General features: G+C 74.0%; 13 protein-coding genes, 1 pseudogene and 1 riboswitch. Of the genes and pseudogenes, 2 read left to right on the top strand and 12 right to left on the bottom strand.

The features are described from left to right. Nucleotides 1–56 precede the first annotated feature (56 nt). The 7 genes and pseudogenes from ACZ7RU_RS03915 to ACZ7RU_RS03885 all read right to left on the bottom strand — a co-directional run bounded on the left by ACZ7RU_RS03915 (nucleotide 57) and on the right by ACZ7RU_RS03885 (nucleotide 8,254). Nucleotides 57–1,424 carry an NAD(P)/FAD-dependent oxidoreductase gene (locus ACZ7RU_RS03915; protein ID WP_387749608.1) on the bottom strand — a complete coding sequence of 456 codons (1,368 nt, stop codon included), beginning with the start codon at nucleotides 1,422–1,424 and terminating at the stop codon, nucleotides 57–59. 429 nt (nucleotides 1,425–1,853) lie between these two features. Next, a complete protein-coding gene (locus tag ACZ7RU_RS03910) occupies nucleotides 1,854–2,795 on the bottom strand; it encodes a Ppx/GppA phosphatase family protein (RefSeq protein ID WP_470339370.1) in 942 nt (313 codons plus the stop codon). Nucleotides 2,796–2,929: 134 nt separating this feature from the next. Then, a pseudogene (locus tag ACZ7RU_RS03905) lies at nucleotides 2,930–3,463 on the bottom strand (DUF501 domain-containing protein); the annotation flags it as partial. Continuing rightward, nucleotides 3,435–3,926 (bottom strand): FtsB family cell division protein, encoded by a 492-nt coding sequence (locus ACZ7RU_RS03900; protein WP_470339369.1) that lies wholly within the window; start codon nucleotides 3,924–3,926, stop codon nucleotides 3,435–3,437. The gene ACZ7RU_RS03900 and the pseudogene ACZ7RU_RS03905, both read right to left, overlap by 29 nt. A 119-nt stretch (nucleotides 3,927–4,045) precedes the next feature. Then, nucleotides 4,046–5,332: a phosphopyruvate hydratase gene (gene eno / locus ACZ7RU_RS03895; protein WP_470339368.1), complete on the bottom strand. Its 1,287-nt coding sequence runs from the start codon at nucleotides 5,330–5,332 to the stop codon at nucleotides 4,046–4,048. A gap of 297 nt (nucleotides 5,333–5,629) precedes the next feature. After that, entirely contained in the window at nucleotides 5,630–6,535 is a 906-nt protein-coding gene (locus ACZ7RU_RS03890) for a LysM peptidoglycan-binding domain-containing protein (protein ID WP_470339367.1), read from the bottom strand. 5 nt (nucleotides 6,536–6,540) lie between these two features. Continuing rightward, nucleotides 6,541–6,707: riboswitch (cyclic di-AMP (ydaO/yuaA leader) on the bottom strand. A 221-nt stretch (nucleotides 6,708–6,928) separates the two neighbouring features. Next, nucleotides 6,929–8,254 (bottom strand): cytochrome P450 family protein, encoded by a 1,326-nt coding sequence (locus tag ACZ7RU_RS03885; protein ID WP_470339366.1) that lies wholly within the window; start codon nucleotides 8,252–8,254, stop codon nucleotides 6,929–6,931. Nucleotides 8,255–8,531: 277 nt separating this feature from the next. Here ACZ7RU_RS03885 and ACZ7RU_RS03880 point away from each other — a divergent pair, with 277 nt between their 5' ends. Further along, on the top strand, nucleotides 8,532–8,954 hold the full coding sequence (locus ACZ7RU_RS03880) for an SDR family NAD(P)-dependent oxidoreductase (protein WP_470339365.1): 423 nt from the start codon (nucleotides 8,532–8,534) through the stop codon (nucleotides 8,952–8,954). Between the two features lie 4 nt (nucleotides 8,955–8,958). Here the strand turns inward: ACZ7RU_RS03880 and ACZ7RU_RS03875 are convergent, their stop codons facing one another. From ACZ7RU_RS03875 to ACZ7RU_RS03860, 4 genes are all read right to left on the bottom strand, one after another. Further along, on the bottom strand, nucleotides 8,959–10,002 hold the full coding sequence (locus tag ACZ7RU_RS03875; RefSeq protein WP_470339364.1) for a nucleoside triphosphate pyrophosphohydrolase: 1,044 nt from the start codon (nucleotides 10,000–10,002) through the stop codon (nucleotides 8,959–8,961). Between the two features lie 969 nt (nucleotides 10,003–10,971). Beyond that, nucleotides 10,972–12,639: a protein kinase domain-containing protein gene (locus ACZ7RU_RS03870; protein ID WP_470339363.1), complete on the bottom strand. Its 1,668-nt coding sequence runs from the start codon at nucleotides 12,637–12,639 to the stop codon at nucleotides 10,972–10,974. Next, nucleotides 12,636–13,259, bottom strand: coding sequence for a hypothetical protein (locus tag ACZ7RU_RS03865; RefSeq protein WP_470339362.1), 624 nt, complete (start codon nucleotides 13,257–13,259; stop codon nucleotides 12,636–12,638). Before ACZ7RU_RS03865 ends, ACZ7RU_RS03870 begins: the two co-directional genes overlap by 4 nt. Before the next feature lie 318 nt (nucleotides 13,260–13,577). Then, nucleotides 13,578–15,740 carry an N-6 DNA methylase gene (locus ACZ7RU_RS03860; protein WP_470339361.1) on the bottom strand — a complete coding sequence of 721 codons (2,163 nt, stop codon included), beginning with the start codon at nucleotides 15,738–15,740 and terminating at the stop codon, nucleotides 13,578–13,580. Between the two features lie 228 nt (nucleotides 15,741–15,968). On the opposite strand from ACZ7RU_RS03860, the gene ACZ7RU_RS03855 reads away from it, so the two are divergent. Then, nucleotides 15,969–16,598, top strand: coding sequence for a DUF4352 domain-containing protein (locus ACZ7RU_RS03855; RefSeq protein ID WP_470339360.1), 630 nt, complete (start codon nucleotides 15,969–15,971; stop codon nucleotides 16,596–16,598). A 147-nt stretch (nucleotides 16,599–16,745) separates the two neighbouring features. Here the strand turns inward: ACZ7RU_RS03855 and mfd are convergent, their stop codons facing one another. Then, nucleotides 16,746–20,375: a transcription-repair coupling factor gene (mfd, locus tag ACZ7RU_RS03850; protein WP_470339359.1), complete on the bottom strand. Its 3,630-nt coding sequence runs from the start codon at nucleotides 20,373–20,375 to the stop codon at nucleotides 16,746–16,748. Between the last annotated feature and the right edge of the window lie 56 nt (nucleotides 20,376–20,431).

Here is a 20,431-nt window from a genome sequence, read left to right as displayed (position 1 = left end):
CGGGCGGAGGGCCTCCGACTCATACCCCGGTGCTCCCACACCGGGGTCTCAGTCGCCTACTTGCTCGCGAGTTCCTTGTCGGCGGCCGGCTTGGCGGCCTCGACGGGCTTGGTGGGCGGGGTGACCTCCTGGATCGGCAGCTGCGGCCGCTCCATCTGGGAGAGGCCGACCATCTCGCGCTTGAGGAACATCGCGAGCGTCCAGTCGGTGAAGACGCGGACCTTGCGGTTGAAGGTCGGCACCATCGCACCGTGGTACAGGCGGTGGAACCACCAGGCCGGACGGCCCTTCAGCTTGTACTTGCCGAAGAGGATCGCCACGCCCTTGTGCAGGCCGAGACCGGCGACCGCACCCAGGTTCTTGTGCTTGTACTCCTTCTGCGGGAAGCCGCGCATGCCGGAGATCACGTTGTCGCCGAGGACGACGGCCTGGCGGCAGGCGTGCTGCGCGTTCGGCGGGCACCAGGCGCCCTCGCCCGCGGCGAGGTCCGGCACCTGGGCGTTGTCGCCGGCCGCCCAGACGTAGTCGAAGCCCTGGACCTGGAGGGTCGGCGCGGTGTCGACGTGGCCACGCGGGCCCAGCGGCAGGCCGAACTCGGACAGCACCGGGTTCGGCTTCACGCCGGCCGTCCACACGATGGTGGAGGCGTCCATCTCCATGCCGTTCTTCAGCATGACGTGGCCGTCGACGCAGGAGTCCATGGAGGTCTCGATGTAGACCTCGATGTTGCGCTCCTCGAGCTTCTCCTTGGTCCACAGACCGAGGTCCGGGCCCATCTCGGGGAGGATGCGGTTGGCCGCCTCGACCACGACGAAGCGCATGTCGTCGCGGCTGACGGTCTTGTACAGCTTGGCCGCGTCGCGGGCCATGTCCTCGATCTCGGCGACGGTCTCGATGCCGGCGAAGCCGCCACCGATCACGACGAAGGTCAGCGCCTTGCGGCGGACCTCCGGGTCCGTGGTGGACTCGGCCTTGTCGAGCTGGGCCATGACGTGGTTGCGGAGGCCGATGGCCTCCTCGACCGTCTTCATGCCGATGCCGTTCTCCGCCAGACCCGGGATCGGGAAGGTGCGGGAGACCGAGCCGGTCGCGACGACCAGGTACTCGAAGGGCAGCTCGTAGCTGTCGCCGGCCGCCGGCTGGATGGTGGCGACCTTGCGGGCGTGGTCGATGCCGGTGACGGACCCGGTCAGCACCTCCGCCTGCTTGAGGGCGCTGCGCAGCGGCGCGACGAGGTTGCGGGGCGCGACGTTGCCGCCGGCCGCCTCGGGGAGGAAGGGCAGGTACGTCATGTACGACCGCGGGTCCACGACCGTGACGGTCGCTTCGCCGTAACGCATCTTCTTGAGGATGCGCATCGCGGCATACAGGCCGACGTAACCACCGCCGACAATGAGGATGCGAGGACGCTCCGTGGTGCTCATATCCGAAAGTATCCAGCACCGTCCGGAGCAGCCTTCGTGAGGCCGGTCACAAGTTGACGGACCCCCCGTGATACACTGCGCGGCCGCAAAAACGGGTCCGGCACGGCGGCCCCCACCCCTGGGCGGCCCCGCGCGGACGCACGCCGGAGCACTACCGGTCTGAGCAGCAACGATCCGCACAGGGCCCGGGTTCCCGCGCGTGATTTCGATTTTCAAACCTCAAGCGAGACCTGACCTGCGATCCCATGGGCCACCCGGTCGGCGGGCCTTCGGTCCCGCATTTCGGACGTAGCGGGCGAGCCGGTGCGGCGAATGGCCGGATCGCCATGTGAAGAAATTCACGAACTTTCCCACCCGGGTCCGGGCGCGCCCCGGCCCCGACCCCCTGAAAGGGGTGCCGGGGCCGGTTCGGGTAAGTCCCGCACGGGGTCAGCGGGCAATACCCCAGGCGATGCCGTCGAGGATGTCGTGTTCGCTGACGACCACCTCGGCGGCGCCGGTGCGCTCCATGATCTCCAACAGCTCCAGCGCCCCGGCCGCGATCACGTCCACCCGGCCCGGGTGCATCGACGGGATGGCCGCCCGCTCGGCGTGGGTGGCGGCCAGCAGCTCCCGGGTGATCTCGGCGACCCGCTCCCGGCCGATCCGCGAGTGGTGGATCGCCTCCGAGTCGTAGCCGGGGAGGTCCTGGGCGATCGCGGACACCGTGGTGACCGTCCCGGCCAGGCCCACCAGGGTGGCCGCGCCGGTCAGCGGGACCGCCTCCTCGGCCCGGTCCAGCTCGGCGCGGACGTGCGCCCGGGCGGCCGCGACCTGCTCCTCGGAGGGCAGCTCGGCGTCGCCGAAGTACCGCTCGGTGAGCCGCACGCAGCCGATGTTCACCGAGCGCGCCGCCTGCACGTCGTCCGTGCCGAGCACGAACTCGGTGGAGCCGCCGCCCAGGTCGAACACCAGGTACGGGCCGGGGAACTGACCGCCGGTCAGCTCCTTGGTGGCGCCCACGAAGGACAGGTGCGCCTCCTCCTCGCCGCTCACCACCTCGGGCTCGACGCCCAGGATGTCGCGCACGCCCTTGACGTACTCGTCGCTGTTCTCGGCGTCCCGGGAGGCGCTGGTGGCGACGAAGCGGACCCGTTCGGGGCCGACGCCGAAGCCGGAGATGATCTCCTGGTACTCCCGGCAGGCCGCGAAGGTGCGGGCCAGTGCGTCCGGGTGCAGCCGGCCGGTCTGGTCCACGCCCTGGCCCAGCCGGTTGACGATCATCCGGCGGTCCAGGTCGGTGATCGCGCCGGTCTCGGGGTCGAGGTCGGCGACCAGCAGGCGGATCGAGTTGGTGCCGCAGTCGATCGCGGCCACGCGGGTCGTGCTCACTCGGACTCCTGCTCCGCCGCGGCCTCCTCGGCGGCCCGCTTCCGCGCGGCGCGCTCGGCGGCCTTCTGCTCCTTGGCGGCGATCACGGCCTCGTGGTCCTGCTCCTTGGCGCGGTTGCGGGCGACCCGCTCAGCGGCGGCCTCGACCTCGGCCGGGGAGACGCACGGGCCCTTGGCCCACCAGTCCTCCAGCATGCCGATCGCCTCGTCGCCGAGCGGGTTGACGCCCTCGCCGGCCGCCAGCGAGTGGCCGACCAGCACGTGCAGGCACTTCACCCGGTCCGGCATGCCGCCGGCGCTCGGGAAGCCCTCCAGCACCTCGATCGCGTCGCGCCGGGCGATGTAGTCCTCGTGCGCCTTCTGGTAGGCGGCGGCCAGCTCCGGGTCCTCGGCGAGCCGGGCGCTCTGGTCCTTCATCACGCCCTCCGCCTCCAGGGTGCCGATCAGCGAGGCGGCCTTGGGGCAGGTCAGGTAGTAGAGCGTGGGGAACGGCGTGCCGTCCGGCAGCCGGGGAGCCGTCTCCACGACGTCCGGGTTGCCGCAGGGGCAGCGGTGCGCCACGCCGCGCAGGCCGCGCGGCACCCGGCCGAGCTGGGCGGCGATGGCCGCGACGTCGGCGTCGGAGACGGTGGGGTGGTTCTCAGTGGTCATGGGAGGAGGTGTCTCCAACGGGGGACGGTGGGAGGGGAAGGGGGGCGGCGGGGGCCGCCGCGGCGGTGTCGGCGGCGTCCACCGAGTCCCAGATGCTGGCGTACCAGGGCTTGGCGGCCTGCGCCGTACCGCCGGAGGAGGCGGGTGCGGCGGGCCCGGAGGATCGGGCGGCCTGGCCGGCCGGGTCCACCGCGATGTACGGGGTCTCCCCCGGCACCGCGTAGTGCAGCCGGGCGCGGGCCTGCGCCTTGACGTACTCCGGGTCCTGCCAGCGGGCCTTCTCCCGGCGCAGCTGCTCGACCTGCTGGCGCGCGTGGTCGGCCTTCGCCCGCTGGGCGGAGATCTCGGCGCGCTGGGAGATGAACTGCCGCGTCGGGTAGGCGAGGATCGCCACCAGCGAGCAGAGCACCAGGACGAGGACGGTCGCCCGGCTCGTGAACCGGGGCCGGGCCGAAAAGCCCGGGATCCTCCAGCCAGCCATCTCCCGTATCCCCTCCTGGTCGCGACGGTGCCCCGCCGTCCACCCTACGGGGTGAACGGCGGGGCACCGGTCAGGCGTGCGCTACCGGGAGCGCCCGGCCCTCGTGCGGGCCGTGCGCGTCAGCCCTCGTGCTTGAAGCGCGGGAAGGCGCCGCGGCCGGCGTACTCGGCGGCGTCGTCGAGGATCTCCTCGATGCGCAGCAGCTGGTTGTACTTGGCGACGCGCTCGGAGCGGGCCGGGGCACCGGTCTTGATCTGGCCGCAGTTGGTGGCGACGGCCAGGTCGGCGATGGTGACGTCCTCGGTCTCGCCGGAGCGGTGCGACATCATGCAGCGGTAGCCGTTGCGCTGGGCCAGCTCGACGGCGTCCAGGGTCTCGGTCAGCGAGCCGATCTGGTTCACCTTCACCAGCAGCGCGTTGGCGGTGCCGGTCTCGATGCCGCGGGCCAGGCGGGCCGGGTTGGTGACGAACAGGTCGTCGCCGACCAGCTGGACCTTGTCGCCCAGCTTGTCGGTCATGGCCTTCCAGCCGTCCCAGTCCGACTCGTCCAGCGGGTCCTCGATGGAGACCAGCGGGTACGCGGCGACCAGCTCGGCGTAGTACTCGATGAGCTCGGCGGACGTGAGGTCCTTGCCCTCGAACTGGTAGGCGCCGTTCTCGTAGAACTCGGAGGAGGCGACGTCCAGGGCCAGCGCGACGTCACGGCCGGGCACGTAGCCGGCCTTCTGGATGGCCTCGACGATGAGGTCCAGGGCCTCGCGGTTGGAGTCCAGGTTCGGGGCGAAGCCGCCCTCGTCGCCCAGGCCGGTGGACAGGCCGCGCTCCTTCAGCACGCCCTTGAGCGTGTGGTAGACCTCGACGCCCCAGCGGACGGCCTCGGAGAAGGACTCCGCGCCGATCGGGGCGATCATGAACTCCTGGATGTCGACGTTGGAGTCCGCGTGCGACCCGCCGTTGAGGATGTTCATCATCGGGACCGGCAGGACGTGGGCGTTCGGGCCGCCCAGGTAGCGGAACAGCGGCAGGTCGCTGGCCTCGGAGGCGGCGTGCGCGACGGCCAGCGAGACGCCCAGGATGGCGTTGGCGCCGAGCGAGGACTTGTCCGGGGTGGCGTCCAGGTCCAGCATGGCCTGGTCGATCAGGCGCTGCTCGGTGGCGTCGTAGCCGACCAGCTCCGGGCCGATCTGCTCGATGACGGCCAGGACGGCCTTCTCGACGCCCTTGCCGAAGTAGCGGTTCTTGTCGCCGTCGCGCAGCTCCAGGGCCTCGAAGGCACCGGTGGAGGCACCCGACGGGACAGCGGCACGACCCGTGCTGCCGTCGTCGAGGCCGACCTCGACCTCGACCGTGGGGTTGCCGCGGGAGTCGAGGATCTCACGGGCTACGACGACATCGATGGACGGCACGAGGCATCTCCTTGCGGAAGCAGGGTCCGGTCTGACGGTGGTGCTGTCAGCAGGACGATTGCGGAGTCGTTACGACCAGAGCCTAACCGCCCGGGCTCCCGGGACCACCTCCGCCTCGGTCCCGTCTCAGCGTGTGGCCCCGCTACGCACCGGTAGTTCACCTGCTTGTCCCAGCTTGTCCCACCGGAGCGGGCGAATACGGACGAAGGGGGCCGGTAGGACCGGCCCCCTTCGGACGGCGGGGTGGAACGGTGTCGGCGTCGTGCGCCGACGGGCGTCGGCACCGGAGCCGACGGCTCAGCCGAGGTGCAGCACCTGGCCGGGCATGATCAGGTTCGGGTCGCCGCCGACGGTGGCGTGGTTCTGGTCGTACAGCGCGTGCCAGCCGCCGGACACGCCCTGGGCGGCGGCGATGGTCGACAGGGTGTCACCGGTGCGGACGGTGTAGTCGTGGCCGCCGGCCTGCGGGGCCGACTGCGCGGCCTGCGGGGCGTACTGCGGCTGGGCGGCGGCCTGGCCGGCGTACTGCTGGTAGACGCTCTGGTGGCTGGTCCAGTACCAGGCGCCGTTGTTCTGGTACCAGTACACCTTGGCGTCGGCGTCCCAGCCGGCCTGGCCGGAGAAGCCCGGGGTCTGCGGCTGTGCCTGCTGCTGCGGGGCGGCCTGCTGGACCGGCTGCGCGGCGGGCTTCTGCACCGGCTTCTGGGCGACCGGCTTCTGCACGACCGGCTTCTCGGCCGGCTTGGCGGCGGGCTTCGGGGCCTGCTGCTTGGGGGCGGACTGCGGCTTGGCGTCCGAGGAGGTGTCGACCACGGCCGGGGCGCCGCCCTTGGTCAGGCCGGCCTTCTGGGAGCAGACCGGCCAGGCGCCCGGACCCTGCGAGGCCAGGACCTTCTCGGCGACCGCGATCTGCTGGGCCTTGCCGGCCTGGTTGGCCTGCGCCGCGTAGGCGGTGCCGCCGTACGCCTTCCAGGTGCTGGAGGTGAACTGGAGGCCGCCGTAGAAGCCGTTGCCGGTGTTGATGCTCCAGTTGCCGCCGCTCTCGCACTGGGCGACGGAGTCCCAGGTGGAGGCCGGGGCGGCGGAGGCGCCGGTGGCGGTGAGGAGCGGCATCGCGAGTCCGACGCCGGCCACACCGGCGACGGCGATGGCCTTCTCGGTCTGGGTGCGACGACGGTGACGGCCGGTTCCGACGAACAGCATGAAGAGGTCCCTCTCCGCACGCCTGCGAGGTGAGCTGTCGGGTTCGGACCGGGAGGTGGCCCGGCCGCCGTAAGCGGAAACGATTCCGCTCGGGCGGCTTCACCCCAAGCCGTGGGAGACGGCAACAAACCTGGGTCCCCCGCCCCTGCCCAGGGTCTGGTCGGTTTCCCGTGGCGCGGCGGGCAGGATTCGGCGTTCCGCGCACGAGGTCCGCAGCTGCGAACTCCAGGGAGAGTAGACAGAACATCAGACCAATCACAAGCTCATATCGTCGATATCACACGACAATTACGGCCCGTGTCCGATCGCCTACCAACAGCGGGGTTATGTCCGGATTGATGGTTGTTCACACCCCCGCCGGCAGGCGATCGGCGACGCCCCGTCAGCGTGGTCTCAGCGGCTCGCGGGCCCGGACGGGGCCTGCGGAGGCGTGTGCGGGGAGCGGCTCTCCGGACTGAATTCCACCGGCAGTTCGCGCAGCCCACGCATGATCAGACCACCGCGCCAGCGCAGGTTCTCCGGGCTTTCCGCGAGCCGCAGATCGGGCAGCCGGGAAAGCAGTGTGGCCAGCGCGGCACGCCCCTCCAGCCGGGCGAGCGGGGCGCCGATGCAGTAGTGGATGCCGTGCCCGAAGCCCAGGTGGGGATTGTCCGTCCGGGCCAGGTCCAGGGTGTTCTCGGCCGCGAACCGGGCCGGGTCGCGGTCCGCCGCGGCCAACACCACCAGCACCGGGTCGCCGACCGGGATGTCCACCCCGCCGATGGTCAGCGGGCGGGTCGCGAACCGCCAGGTCGCCAGCTCCACCGGCCCGTCGTAGCGCAGGAGTTCCTCGATCCCGGTCTCCAGCAGCGCGCTCTCCCCACGCGCCACCGACTCCTGCAGCAGCCGGCGCTGCTCCGGGTTGCGCAGCAGCGCGTACGTGCCGTTGCCGATCAGGTTCACGGTGGTCTCGAAGCCCGCGAACAGGAGGATGAAGGCCATCGCCGCGGCCTCCTTCTCGGTCAGGTGCTCGCCGTGGTCACTGGCCCGGATCAGGCCGGAGATCAGGTCGTCCCCGAGGTCCGCGCGCTTGCGGTGGATCAGCTCCAGCAGGTACGCCCGCATCCGCTTCACCGCCCGCCCCACGCCGCCGCGTTGGCCGCCGCCGTGCCGGATCATCATGCCGGCCCAGTCGCGGAAGTCGTCCTGGTCCTCGGACGGCACCCCGAGCATGTCGCAGATCGCGTAGATGGGGAGCGGGAAGGCGAACTCGTGGATGAGGTCCGCCGAACCGCGCTGTGCGAAGCCGTCGATCAGCCGGTCGGTGAGCTGCTGCACCCGCGGCTCGAACTCGGCCACCCGGCGCGGGGTGAACGCCTTCGACACCAGCCGGCGCAGCCGGGTGTGGTCCGGCGGGTCGATGTTCAGCAGGTGGGTCATCAGGTCCGCCTGCCGCTCCCCCGGGATGCCCACCCGGCCGGTGCGGTGCGCCTGCTCGCTGTGGTGCGCCGGGTTCTTCGACAGCCGGCCGTCCGCGAGCGCCTGCCGGGCGTCCGCGTACCGGGTCACCAGCCAGGCCTCGACGCCGCTCGGCAGGGTGGTGCGGTGCACCGGGGCGTGCTCGCGCAGCCAGGCGTAGGCGGGGTACGGGTCGGCGGCGAACTCCCAGGTGAACAGCTGCGGGGCGGGGGCGTCGGACGGCGCGGCGGCGGGCCGGGCGGGGTGGGGCTGAGCTGGCATGGACCGACCGTATCCGGTGCGACGGGACCGCCCTCCCCCGACGGACCGCGGCCGGCGCGCCAACGGCCGGTGGCCGCTCCGTTGCCGCCCCGTGGCCGGTTCCTGGACGGTCCGTGGCCGGTCCGTGGACAGCTCTTGGCCGACTCTTGGCCGCGGGGCGGGCGTGAGTCTGGTCACCTGAGGGGTAATCCCTGTTGCGGGGGGTCGGGACGTGCCTACGATCCTCCGCAGTACGCGTGGGCGCCGGTGCGGTGTCGCCCACAGGGAGGAGCAGACCATGCGGGTCAGCGGGTCAGTCGTCGTCGTCGCGGTCCTCGACGGCGGGTCGGGCGCGGGCCTCGCCCGCCGGTTCGCCGCGGCCGGCACCGTCGGCATGCTGATCGCCGACCAGCACGTCGGCATCGCCGAGGACCTCGCCGCCGAACTCGACCGGCCGGGCTGCCCCGTCGTCGGCGTCTGCGGCGACATCCGCCGCCCCAGTGACGTCGCCGCCCTCGTGGACACCGCCGAGAAGCACCTCGGGCCGATCGACCTGTTCGCCGTGGCCGGCCCGGGCGGCGAGCGGATCATCTCGCTGGCCGAGCTGCCCGACCACCTCGACCTGGAGCGGCTCGCCGAACTGGTCGTCCTCGTCGGTGAGGCCATCGGCGAGCTCGTCCCGCCGCAGCGGCGCCCCGAGCCCGCCGCCAAGGCGGCCTGAACCGCTACTCCCCGTCCGGCCCGAGGCCCTCGGCCGCGCGCACCGCGTCCCGGTAACCGCGCGCGGCCGACCGCAGCGCCGCGTCCACGTCCACCCCGGCGTCGTGCGCCCGCTGCGCCACCGCGAGCAGCAGCCGGCCCGCCGAGTCGGCGGTCAGCTCGGCCGGCAGCTCGTACGGCTCGTCCGGCACCCCGGTGAAGCCCGCCCGGCGCACCCGGGACACCAGCTTCGCCGCGTACGCCAGCGAGGGCAGCCCGGCCGGCACGCCGTCCAGCACCGACTCGCGGTCCGCCTTCTCGGCCGCCTTCAGCTGCTCCCAGTTCGCCTCCACCTCGGCGGCGCCAACGGCCTCGGCATCCCCGAACACGTGCGGGTGCCGGTACATCAGCTTCTCGACGATGTCCCCGGCCACGTCGTCGACGGTGAACGGCTCGGTCGGGTGCTCCTCGGCGATCCGGGAGTGGAAGAACACCTGCAACAGGACGTCGCCCAGCTCCTCGCGCAGCGTCCCCCGGTCCCCCTCCTCGATCGCCTCGACCAGCTCGTACGCCTCCTCGACCAGGTACTTCACCAGGCTCTCGTGCGTCTGCTCGGCGTCCCAGGGGCAGCCGCCCGGGGAGCGCAGCCGGTCCATCACCGTCACCAGGTCCAGCAGCCGCGACCCCGGCAGGTCGTACGAGCCCGGCAGCACCTCGATCTCCGGCACCTCGCCGGCGTGCTCCACCGCGAGCCGCGCCAGCGCGTCCGTCAGCCCCGGATCCCCGTCCGGGCTGCCCAGCCACACCGTCGGCCCGGCCCCGGCCGGCTGCCCGATCAGCAGCCGCGCCAGCGCGGGCGCCGACCCGGGCGGCACGGCCTCCACCGCCACCCCGGCCTGCCGCACCGCCGCCACCTGCGGATGCCCCTCGTCCCCCACCAACACCCGCCCCGCCGACCGCAACGCCTCCCACGCCGGCCACGCCAGCAGGCCGGGAGCCACCCGGTGGGTGGTGGTCAGCAGGATCAGCTTCGCGCCCGGGACATTCGTCGGCACAGCATTCGTCGTCACACTCCGAACCTACTCTGCCGCCCTCCGGGGGTGCGGCGGTACGGCGGTGCCGGACGGGATCCGCCGGGCCACCGGAGCGAGGCGGCGGGGGCCGAACTGACCGTCGGCGGAGCCCCGATCCCCGACCACCTCCCCCGGGACGGCGACCGCGCCGCCCGGGCCGAGGCCGCCGCCTGCGCCGCCCTGCACCGCCGCGCCGTCCGGCTGCTCCCCTGTCGGTTCGCCCTGGCCCTTCAGTCCGACGACAGGCTGCTGCCCGCCGTGGGGCGGTTCACCGAGTCGGTCGCGTCCTGCGAGGAGACCGTCGCCCTGTTGGAACGGTACGGGGGCACCCGACGATGCCACCGCGCTGGCGGACGCCCTCGACGACCTGGCGCTACGGCTCCGCGAGGCAGGCCGAACGGGAACGTGGCCCCGTTCCGCGAACTCGTCGACCGCGACCCGGAGGCCGGCCTGACCGGTCTCGGGTGGGTACTGCGAACCCTGGACCAGCGGCTGACCGCGGTCGGGGCGGAGGACGACGCCCTGGACGACTCCACCCGGCGAACCCCGGGGAACACCGCGGTGGTCCCGCCCATGGCCTCGGCAACCTGGCGCACCCGCTCACCCGGGCGGGGCGCCCGCTGCCCGCGCCGGCCGCCGGCGGGGAGGCGATCGCCCTGGTCGGCGGGCTCGGAGGAGTCGGCCGAGGCGCAGCCGTTCCCCGCCTGGGCCGTGTGGACGCGAGCCAGGACCCTCCGGGACCTCGCCCGGCCCGCCGAGGCGCTCGATCCGGCACGCGAACACGTCGGCGTACTCCGGCGCCTCCTCCGGCACGACCGGGCGTACGCCGCCGACCTCGCGAGGCCCTGCGCGACCTGGCCGGCCTCGTCGACCTGCTCGCCGGGGCCGGGGCGGACCCGGCCGAGGCGGCGGCCGCGCGGCGGGAGGCCGACGCCCTGGGCGCCGCGCCGGCCGAGGAGTCGCGGGTCAGCGCGGCGCCGGGGGCCAGGGCGTGGCGGCGGGGGTGAGGGTCGCGAGGGACTGGCGGAGGCGGCGGACGGCGGGGTGGTGGGGGCCGTCGCGGCGTTCGCGGTCGAGGAGCAGCGGGAGCAGCCACTGCCAGGCGTTGTGGGCGTCGCCGGTGGCGGCGAGCTGGAGGCCGATGCGTTCGCGCAGGTCGTAGCCGCGTTCGGGGTCGGTGTCGAGGCCGGACTCCAGGCGGGCGGTGTGGGCGGTGAGGAGTGCCTGGTACTCGGCGAGGGCCTCGGCGCCGTGGCCGAGCCGGTCGAGGCAGACGGCGGCGCGGTAGCGGTGGTCCAGGCCCTCGGGGCCGTGCGGGCCGCCGTCGGCGGTCGCGGCGAGGCGGCGGTACTCGGGGAGGGCCTGTCGGGGGTGGCCCTCGTGCAGCAGGGTGCGGGCGTAGATGGTGCGGATGGTGCGCACCAGCGGCGCGGCTTCGCCGAGTTCGGCCTCGGCCCGGGGCAGCAGGCGGGCGGCGAGGCCGAGCACCTCGGCGTGGCGGCCGGCTTCGACCAGGTCGGAGAGCCGGGCGCATTCGGCGCCGAGGTCCGGGCCCGCCGGGACGGGCTGAGCGGCCGGGACGGGAGGGGGTGTCGGTGGGGCGGGAGGGGGTGTCGGCGGGGCGGGCGGCATCAGGAAGGGCCGCGGCTCGGAGCGGACCGGCGGTGCCGGTACGGCCGCCGCGACCGGCGGCTGCGGCTGGTGCGGGTAACGGAAGGGGCGGGCCGGGTCCGGCAGCGGCGTGTGGCGGGGCTGCGGGGCCGCCTCGGCCAGGGGCAGCAGCGGGAGCAGCCGCGCGTACACGGCCCGGGCGTCGGCGGGACGGTCGGCGGGCCGCTTGGCGAGCAGGTCGAGCACCAGCTGTTCCAGCGGCTGCGGCACTTCGGGGCGCAACTCCCGTAGCGGGACGGGCGGTTCGTCGACGTGTCGGCGCAGGACGCCGAGCGCGGTGGGGGCCCGGAACGGCTCCTCGCCGGCCAGCATCTCGTGCAGCAGGCAGCCGAGCGCGTAGAGGTCGCTGCGCGGGTCGGTGGTGGCGGCGAGGGCCTGTTCGGGCGCCATGTAGGAGGGACTGCCGACCGGCACACCGGTGAGGGTGAGCCGGGTGGTCTCGGTGTCCAGGGCGGTGGCGATGCCGAGGTCGAGCAGGACGGTGCGGCCGTCCTCGCGGACCATGACGTTGCTCGGCTTGAGGTCGCGGTGGACCACCGGGATGGCGTGGACGGCGGCCAGCGCGGCGCACAGCTGCGCGGCGACGGCCGCCGCGCGCTCGATCGGGAAGGGCGCGTCCTCGGCGATGAGGTCGGCCAGGCTGACCCCGGGGACGCGCTGCATGACGAGGTAGAGCTCGCCCTCGTCCTCGCCCGCGTCGAAGACGGTGACCAGCCCGGGGTGGTCGAGCGCGGCCGTGACCCGGCACTCGCGCAGGAAGCGGCGACGCAACTCGTCGCCGTGACGGGCCCGTTCGCCACCCGAGCCGCTCCCTCCGGGGAGCAGGTGCTCGGGCCGGAGCAGCTTGACCGCGACCGGGCGGTGCAGCCGTTCGTCCTGGCCGGCCCAGACCTGGCCCATCCCGCCGTGGCCGATCTTCTCGGTGAGCCGGTAGCGGCCCGCGATCAGCCGGGCTGCGGTCACGGGCGGTCCTCGCGGGCCTGACGGCGCAGCAGCTCGCCCAGCTCGCGCAGGTCGTGGTCGGTCTCGGGGGCCGGGCGCGCGGGGGTCGGTGTCACGGGGGCCGGGACCACGGGCGCGGTCGGAGCGTACGGGGAGACGTTCGGTGCCGCGTACGGCGGGACGGGCCGTGGGACGGGCGACGGCACCGGCGGCCCGGCCAGCCAGACCGCGCGGCTGTCCATCAGCAGGTAGTGCACGGGGGGCAGGAGCCAGAGCACGGCCAGCGTGACCGAACCGGTGGTGTCGGCGGTCGGGTTCTTCAGAGTTCCCGCGACCCCGGCGGAGACGATCATGGCGAGCAGCAGCGCGCAGAACACCACCGCACCGGCGATGTCGTACGCCCTCCGGCGCCGGACCGCCAACAGCAGCGAGGGGACGGCCCCGAGCAGGCCGAAGGTGATCAGCGGGGCCGCCGTGCACAGCACGCGCGCGGTCACCCCGAACCGTCCGGGAATCGGGGCCTGCCCGCCCACCGCCGCCGCCCCGGGCGGCACCCCCGGCACGGTGCCCGGCGGGTACCCCGGCCCGTACGGCGTGCCGCCGGGCGGCGGCCCGAACTGCCCGGGGTACTGCCCTGACATGCGCACTCCTGAGCTGGTGAGGACCGGCACCGAGGGCGGTGCGAACGGTTCCGCACACCGTACCGCCCGACCCGCCCGCCCCGGAGGCCTTCCGCCCGGCCGCAGCCGCATCGATACCGCGCCCCACCGGCACCGGCGGACAACGCCGCTGAGTCCGGGTCACCTCCCCGGCAGCCGTCAGGCCGGCGCTGCCGACGGCGGCCCGGGCGAGGCCGAGGACGGTGTGAACGATTCGCCCACCCCGCCTCCCGCCCCGGACGGCATCCACCCGACCACCGCCACGCCGGCATCACCTCGCGACACCGGCAGCGGCGGCTCTCAGGCCGGTGGTGCCAGGGTGCCGGTCGCCAGGGCGTCGGTCGCGGCCTGGGTGAGGGTGCGACCGAGGGCGGCGGCCTGGGCGAGGGCGGTGTCGAAGGCGGCGAGGCGGGCGAAGGCGGCGCCGAGGCGTTGCTGGGCGGGGAGTGGGAGGCGGGGCAGTTCGACCCGGCGGATGTCGAGTCGGGCAGTGGTGGTGGCGTGGCTGGCGGCGCGCCGGGTGCCGGCGGTGGAGCGGAACTGGCCGGCCAGGAACTCGGGGTCGAGGGCGGCCGGGTCGGGCCGCAGGAGGTGGAGCTGGCGGCCGAGTGCGGCGCCGACCAGCGGCCCGTCGGCGGGGACGACCCGGGCGGTGCCGCCGCCGAGGGCGGGGACCAGGACGTCGCCGGGGCGGGTGCGGACGTCGCCGGCCGGGCCGGGGCCGGCGGCCAGGACGGCGCTGGGCGCGGCGCCGGTGGCGAGGTCCTGGTCGGTGACGACGGGGGTGCCGCCCGCCCCCGCCCCGGCCGGTCGGGTGGCGGCGCCGGTGCCGGAGGAGAACACCTCCAGCGCGCCTCCGCGGACCAGCTCGCCGATGGTGGTCGTCCCGGCCGGAGCCGCCCCGGACGCCCCGCCGCCGGCCCCGCCGGGCGACCCGCCGGACGTGGCCGTCGGCTGCGGCAGCAGGGTGGCCGGGTCGGGCAGGCCGGCCAGCAGTTCGGCCAGCCGCCCGCCGAGGTGGCCGAGTTCGGCCGCGCCACCGAGCGGGGCCGCGGGCGGCACGTGCCGGGCCGGGGAGAGGTCGGTCTCGTCGTCGAGCAGGTCGATGGCGGCCATCGCGCGGTGGACGCCGGGGCGGTCGTCGGGGACCGGCAGGCCCTCACGCGCGGCGAGGTCGAAGCCGCGCCAGGCCTCCAGGACGGTGCGCCGCAGCTCGGTCCAGTCGACCTTGTCCCGTCCGCCCTCGGCGGTAGGTGCCCCGGCGGCCCCGGCCGGACCGGAGGGTGCCGCCCCGGCGTCGAGCAGCAGCACCTGGCGGAAGTCGTCCCCCGGCCGGGGCGCCCGCAGCACCCACAGGTGCAGCGGGACGCCGTACGGCGGGGCGGCGCCGGCCGGCAGCGCGATGACGGCCCGCAGCGCGCCGGAGCGGAGCAGTTCGGCCCGGATGCGGCGGCCGGCCCGGCGGGCGGCGACGGTCGGTGGGAGCAGCAGCGCGGCGAGGCCGCCGGGGCGGGTGCGCGCGAGGCAGTGCAGCACCCAGGCGAGCTCGGACTCGCCGCGTGGCGGGACGAGCCCGCCGGGCCAGCGGGTGTCGAACTGCAGCTCGTCGTGGCCCCAGTCGCGTTCGTTGTACGGGGGCTGGCAGAGCACGGCCTCGAAGGTGTCGCCGGGGAAACCGTCGGCGCGCAGGGCGTCGCCGGCCCGCAGGTCGAGCGGGAGCGGGCCGGGCTCGTCGGCGGGGGTGTGCAGGGCGATCCGGAGCCGGGCGAGGGCGGCGGTCACCGGGTCGGCGTCCTGGCCGTAGCGGCCGGTGGTCGGCGGGTGGGCGAGCAGGACGGCGCCGAGGCCGACGGCCGGGTCGAGCACGGTGGCGGGCACACCGGCGACGGCGGCGAGCAGTTCGGCGGCCTCCGGCGGAGTGGGGCTGAGCTGCCGGGTGTTGGCCTCGGCGTACCGGTTGAGCAGTTGCTCGTACGCGCCGACCGGGCCGGTCCGGGCGGCGAGTTCGGCGAGCAGCCGGGCGAGGTCGAGCTGGGTGCTGCCGAGCAGGCCGGGGAGGCCGAGGGTGCGGGCACCGTCCGGGCCGAAGGCGTGCACGGCGGTGCCGGTGACGGCCCGGGGCAGCGCGAGGGCGAGCCGGGCGTCCGGCCGGTCGGCGAGTTCGGTCCACCGCCCGGGCTCGCGGTGCAGCAGCAGGAGCAGGGCGCCCGCCTCGACCAGCGGGGCGGCGGGGTGGCCGGTGGGGTCGCGGAGGGTGTCGACGAGCTGCCAGACCCGCTCCAGCAGCGGGAGTTCGGCGATCTTGCCCTGGGCGCGCAGCCAGGACTCGACCTCGGGGAGCGCGAAGGCGGGGCTGGCGTCGGTGCCGCCGACCGGGCGCGGGAAGTCGGGGTGGCGGCGGCGCCAGTTGCTGACCGCGGCACGGCCGACGCCGGCCAGCCGAGCGATCTCGGCAGCGGTCACTTCGGGACGGTCCGGCACGGGGGCTCCTTCGGTGGGGCTGCGACCGCACAGCAGGGGCGGGGTGTGACCACACAGCATAGCGACGCACCCCGCCGCCGCAGTTCACATGTGAACAGAGAAGTTTTGTGAAATTCCATTGACGCGGTTCACAACCGGGTGGTGTGATCTCTTTGTCGCCGCCGAACGGGGGCGACGCAGGGGAAGCCACCGATCCGCCGGGAGACATCCATGTCCGCGAACGCCCGCCGCACCGCCGTCCACCGCACCGCCACCCGCCGCTCCGCCCTGCTGCTGGGCGCCGCCCTGGTCGCCCTGACCGCGACGGCGTGCGGTTCCACCAGCGGCCCCGCCGTCTCGACGGAGCCGAAGCAGACCGCGGCCGCCACCGGCTCCGAGGCCGCCAAGCCGGCCGACAGCAAGCCCGCCGACACCGGCAAGGCCGCCGCCAAGGTCGGCGACACCATCGCGCTCAAGGGCAACGACCCGGCCGACACCGCCGACGTGACGGTGGTGAAGGTGGTCGACAACGCCGAGGGCGAGGACGAGTTCACCCACCCGGCCGAGGGCAACCGCTTCGTCGCGGTCCAGTTCCGGATCAAGGCGAGCGGCAAGAAGGCCTACAGCGACGTCCCGGGCAACAGCGCCAAGGTGGTGGACACCCAGGGCCAGGCCTTCGGCACCACGATCGCGGACACCAAGGCCGGCCCGAGCTTCCAGGTCCCCGCCAACATCGCCCCCGGCGAGAGCGCCCTCGGCTTCGTCACCTTCGAGGTCCCGAAGGACGCCAAGCTCGACAAGGCCCAGTTCGGCCTCGACAGCGGCTTCGCCCCGCAGACCGGCCAGTGGAAGCTCGGCTGACACATCGACTGACACGTCGGCTGACACACCGGTTCACAGTCCGGCCGGCGGGCCGCGTTCCGTCCACGACGGTCGGCGCCCGTACACACGGAACGGCGGCCCCGGGGCAGAGCCCGAGACCGCCGTGGACCACCCAGGGGGCGGACGCTACTTCTTCGCCCCCGCCAGGTCGTCGAACATGGCCGACAGGAACTCGGTGCACCAGCCCAGCAGTTCCCTCCCGACCAGCGGCTTGCCGCCGATCCGTCCGGTGCTCGGGCGCGGCACCAGCAGTTGCTGGGCCGCCGCCTTCACCTGGCTGCGCGGGTAGAGCCGGTTCAGCCGCAACTGCTGGGACTCCCGCAGCTCCACCGGCCCGAAGCGGACGTTGGAGCCCTGAAGGGTGATGTCCGCGATCCCGCAGCGCCGGGCGTACAGCCGCAGCCCCGCGACCATCAGCAGGTTCTCCACCGGCTCGGGCAGCTTGCCGTAGCGGTCCACCAGCTCGTCCCGGACCTGCTTGATGTCCTCCTCGGAGTTGACCGCCGCGATCGAGCGGTACGCCTGTAGCCGCAGCCGCTCGCCGGGCGCGTAGTCGTGCGGCACGTGGGCGTCGACCGGCAGCTCGATCTTCACCTCCAGCGGCTCCTCCTCCGGCGCCCCGCCGTTGGCCAGCGACTCGCGGAACTCCGCCACCGCCTCGCCGACCATCCGCATGTAGAGGTCGAAGCCGACGCCCGCGATGTGCCCGGACTGCTCGCCGCCGAGCAGGTTGCCCGCGCCGCGGATCTCCAGGTCCTTCATCGCGACGTACATGCCGGCGCCCATCTCGGTGTGCTGGGCGATGGTGGCCAGCCGCTCGTGCGCGGTCTCGGTGAGCGGCTTCTCCGGCGGGTACAGCATGTACGCGTAGCCGCGCTCGCGGCCGCGCCCGACCCGGCCGCGCAGCTGGTGCAGCTGGGAGAGGCCAAAGGTGTCGCCGCGCTCCACGATCAGGGTGTTGGCGTTGGAGATGTCGATGCCGGACTCCACGATCGTGGTCGACACCAGGACGTCGAACTCCTTCTCCCAGAAGTCGACGACGACCTTCTCCAGCTGGGTCTCCCCCATCTGCCCGTGCGCGGTGGCGATCCGCGCCTCGGGCACCAGGTCCTTCAGCCGGGCGGCCGCCTTGTCGATCGACTCCACCCGGTTGTGGATGTAGAACACCTGGCCCTCGCGCAGGAGTTCACGCCGGATCGCGGCCGAGATCTGCTTCTCGTCGTACGGCCCGACGAAGGTCAGCACCGGGTGCCGCTCCTCCGGCGGGGTGGTGATGGTGGACATCTCGCGGATGCCGGTGACCGCCATCTCCAGGGTGCGCGGGATCGGGGTCGCGGACATGGTGAGCACGTCCACGTTGGCGCGCAGCTTCTTCAGCTGCTCCTTGTGCTCGACGCCGAAGCGCTGCTCCTCGTCGACGATGACCAGGCCGAGGTCCTTGAACCTGGTCTCGGAGGAGAACAGCCGGTGGGTGCCGATGACGACGTCCACCGAGCCCTCGAACAGCCCCTCCAGGACGGCCTTGGCCTCGCTGTCGGTCTGGAAGCGGGACAGCGCCTTCACCGTCACCGGGAAGTTGGCGTAGCGCTCGGCGAAGGTCGAGAAGTGCTGCTGCACCAGCAGCGTGGTCGGCACCAGCACCGCCACCTGCTTGCCGTCCTGCACGGCCTTGAACGCGGCCCGCACCGCGATCTCGGTCTTGCCGTAGCCGACGTCGCCGCAGATCAGCCGGTCCATCGGGACGGACTTCTCCATGTCCGACTTGACCTCGGCGATGGTGGTCAGCTGGTCCGGCGTCTCCGCGTACGGGAAGGCGTCCTCCAGCTCCCGCTGCCAGGGGGTGTCCGGGCCGAAGGTGTGGCCGGGGGCGGCCATCCGGGCCGAGTACAGCCTGATCAGGTCGGCGGCGATCTCCTTGACCGCCTTCTTGGCCCGCTGCTTGGTCTTCGCCCAGTCAGCGCCGCCGAGCCGGTGCAGCGTCGGGGCCTCGCCGCCGACGTACTTGGTGACCTGGTCGAGCTGGTCGGTCGGCACGAACAGCCGGTCGCCGGGGTGGCCGCGCTTGGCCGGGGCGTACTCCAGCACCAGGTACTCGCGGGTGGCGCCCTGGACGGTGCGCTGCACCATCTCGACGTACTTGCCGACGCCGTGCGCCTCGTGGACGACGTAGTCGCCGGCCACCAGCGCCAGCGGGTCGATCGCGTTGCGGCGGCGCGAGGGCATCCGGCGCATGTCCTTGGTGGAGGACCTCTGGCCGGACAGGTCGGTCTCGGTGATGACCGTGAGCTTCAGGTTCTCGTCGACGAAGCCGTGCTCGATGGAGCCGCAGGAGACGTGGACGACGTCCCGGGTGGGCGCCTCGGCGAGGTCAGCGACCAGCCGGGCCGGGATGCCCTCGTTGCCCAGCACCTCGGCCAGCCGGGAGGCCGGGCCGTGCCCCTCGGTCACCATGACCACCCGCCAGTCGGCGGCCAGCCGCTCCTTGGCGTCGGCGATCGCCCGGGCGGTGTCGCCGCGGTAGGCCTCGACGGCGTGCATGCCGAGGGTCAGCGTGTTGGCGTCGAACTCCAGGATGCCGTCGACGGTCGACTCGCTGGTCGCGAACGGGCTGACGGACCACCAGGGCAGCCCGATCTCGTCGGCGTGCTCGCGCACCTCGGCGAGCGAGCGCAGCGAGGCGGCGGAGACGTCGATGGCCTCCAGGTCGATCGGACGGTCCCCGCCGGACGCGGCCGCGACCCAGGAGGCGTGCAGGAACTCCTGGCTGGTCGCCACCAGGTCGGCGGCCCGGGTGCGGACCCGCTCCGGGTCGCAGACCACCGCGACGGAGCCGAGCGGCAGCACGTCCAGCAGCAGCTCCATGTCGTCCACCAGCACCGGCGCCAGCGACTCCATGCCCTCGACCGCGATGCCCTCGGCGATCTTGTCCAGGATCTCGGCCAGCCCGGGGTGCCCGGCGGACAGCTCGGCGGCCCGGGCGCGCACCTCGTCGGTGAGCAGCAGCTCCCGGCAGGGCGGCGCCCACAGGCCGTGCTCGGCGATCTCCAGCGAGCGCTGGTCGGCGACCTTGAAGTACCGGACCTCCTCGACCTCGTCGCCCCAGAACTCCACCCGCAGCGGGTGCTCCTCGGTCGGCGGGAAGACGTCCAGGATGCCGCCGCGGACGGCGAACTCGCCGCGCTTCTCGACCAGTTCGACGCGCGCGTAGGCGGCGGCGGAGAGCCGGCGGGCCACCTCCTCCAGGTCGTACGACTCGCCGCGTTGCACGGCCACCGGCTCCAGCTCGGCCAGCCCCTTGACCTGCGGCTGGAGCACCGAGCGGACCGGGGCGACGATCACCTGGACCGGCCCGGCCGCCGGATCGTCCGCCCGCGGGTGCACGATCCGGCGCAGCACGGCCAGCCGGCGCCCGACGGTGTCCGAGCGGGGCGACAGCCGCTCGTGCGGCAGGGTCTCCCAGGCCGGGAACTCGGCGACGGCGTCGGCGGGCAGCAGCGAGCGCAGCGAGGCCGCGAGGTCCTCAGCCTCGCGGCCGGTGGCGGTGACGGCGAGCACCGGGCGGCCGTGGTCCCCGGCGGCCTGCCCGGCGAGCGCGCGGGCCAGTGCGGCGATGGCGAACGGCCGGGCGGCGGGCGGGCCGACCAGGTCCAGGTGGCGGCGTCCGCCGGCCGCGGCTCCGGGGGCGGTGGCCGCGTCGATCGCCTCGGCGAGCGCCGCGTCCCGCGCGACGACATCGAGCAGTCCGGTCAGACTCATCTGGGGTCTCTTCTTCGTCCCGTGGCTGGTGCTGCCCCCGGGCGGCGAAGGCCCGC

Source organism: Kitasatospora sp. NPDC114501 (assembly GCF_055633695.1).
Note: the sequence above shows the minus strand (reverse complement) of the source record. Positions and strands in the feature narration are given on the sequence as shown.

Excerpts from the sequence above, each read along its gene's own strand:
- ACZ7RU_RS03865 (WP_470339362.1), bottom strand. The coding sequence starts at position 13,259 with ATGTCAGGGCAGTACCCCGGGCAGTTCGGGCCGCCGCCCGGCGGCACG.
- ACZ7RU_RS03880 (WP_470339365.1), top strand. The coding sequence starts at position 8,532 with ATGCGGGTCAGCGGGTCAGTCGTCGTCGTCGCGGTCCTCGACGGCGGG.
- ACZ7RU_RS03900 (WP_470339369.1), bottom strand. The coding sequence starts at position 3,926 with ATGGCTGGCTGGAGGATCCCGGGCTTTTCGGCCCGGCCCCGGTTCACG.
- ACZ7RU_RS03885 (WP_470339366.1), bottom strand. The coding sequence starts at position 8,254 with ATGCCAGCTCAGCCCCACCCCGCCCGGCCCGCCGCCGCGCCGTCCGAC.
- ACZ7RU_RS03915 (WP_387749608.1), bottom strand. The coding sequence starts at position 1,424 with ATGAGCACCACGGAGCGTCCTCGCATCCTCATTGTCGGCGGTGGTTAC.
- ACZ7RU_RS03855 (WP_470339360.1), top strand. The coding sequence starts at position 15,969 with ATGTCCGCGAACGCCCGCCGCACCGCCGTCCACCGCACCGCCACCCGC.
- ACZ7RU_RS03890 (WP_470339367.1), bottom strand. The coding sequence starts at position 6,535 with ATGCTGTTCGTCGGAACCGGCCGTCACCGTCGTCGCACCCAGACCGAG.
- mfd (WP_470339359.1), bottom strand. The coding sequence starts at position 20,375 with ATGAGTCTGACCGGACTGCTCGATGTCGTCGCGCGGGACGCGGCGCTC.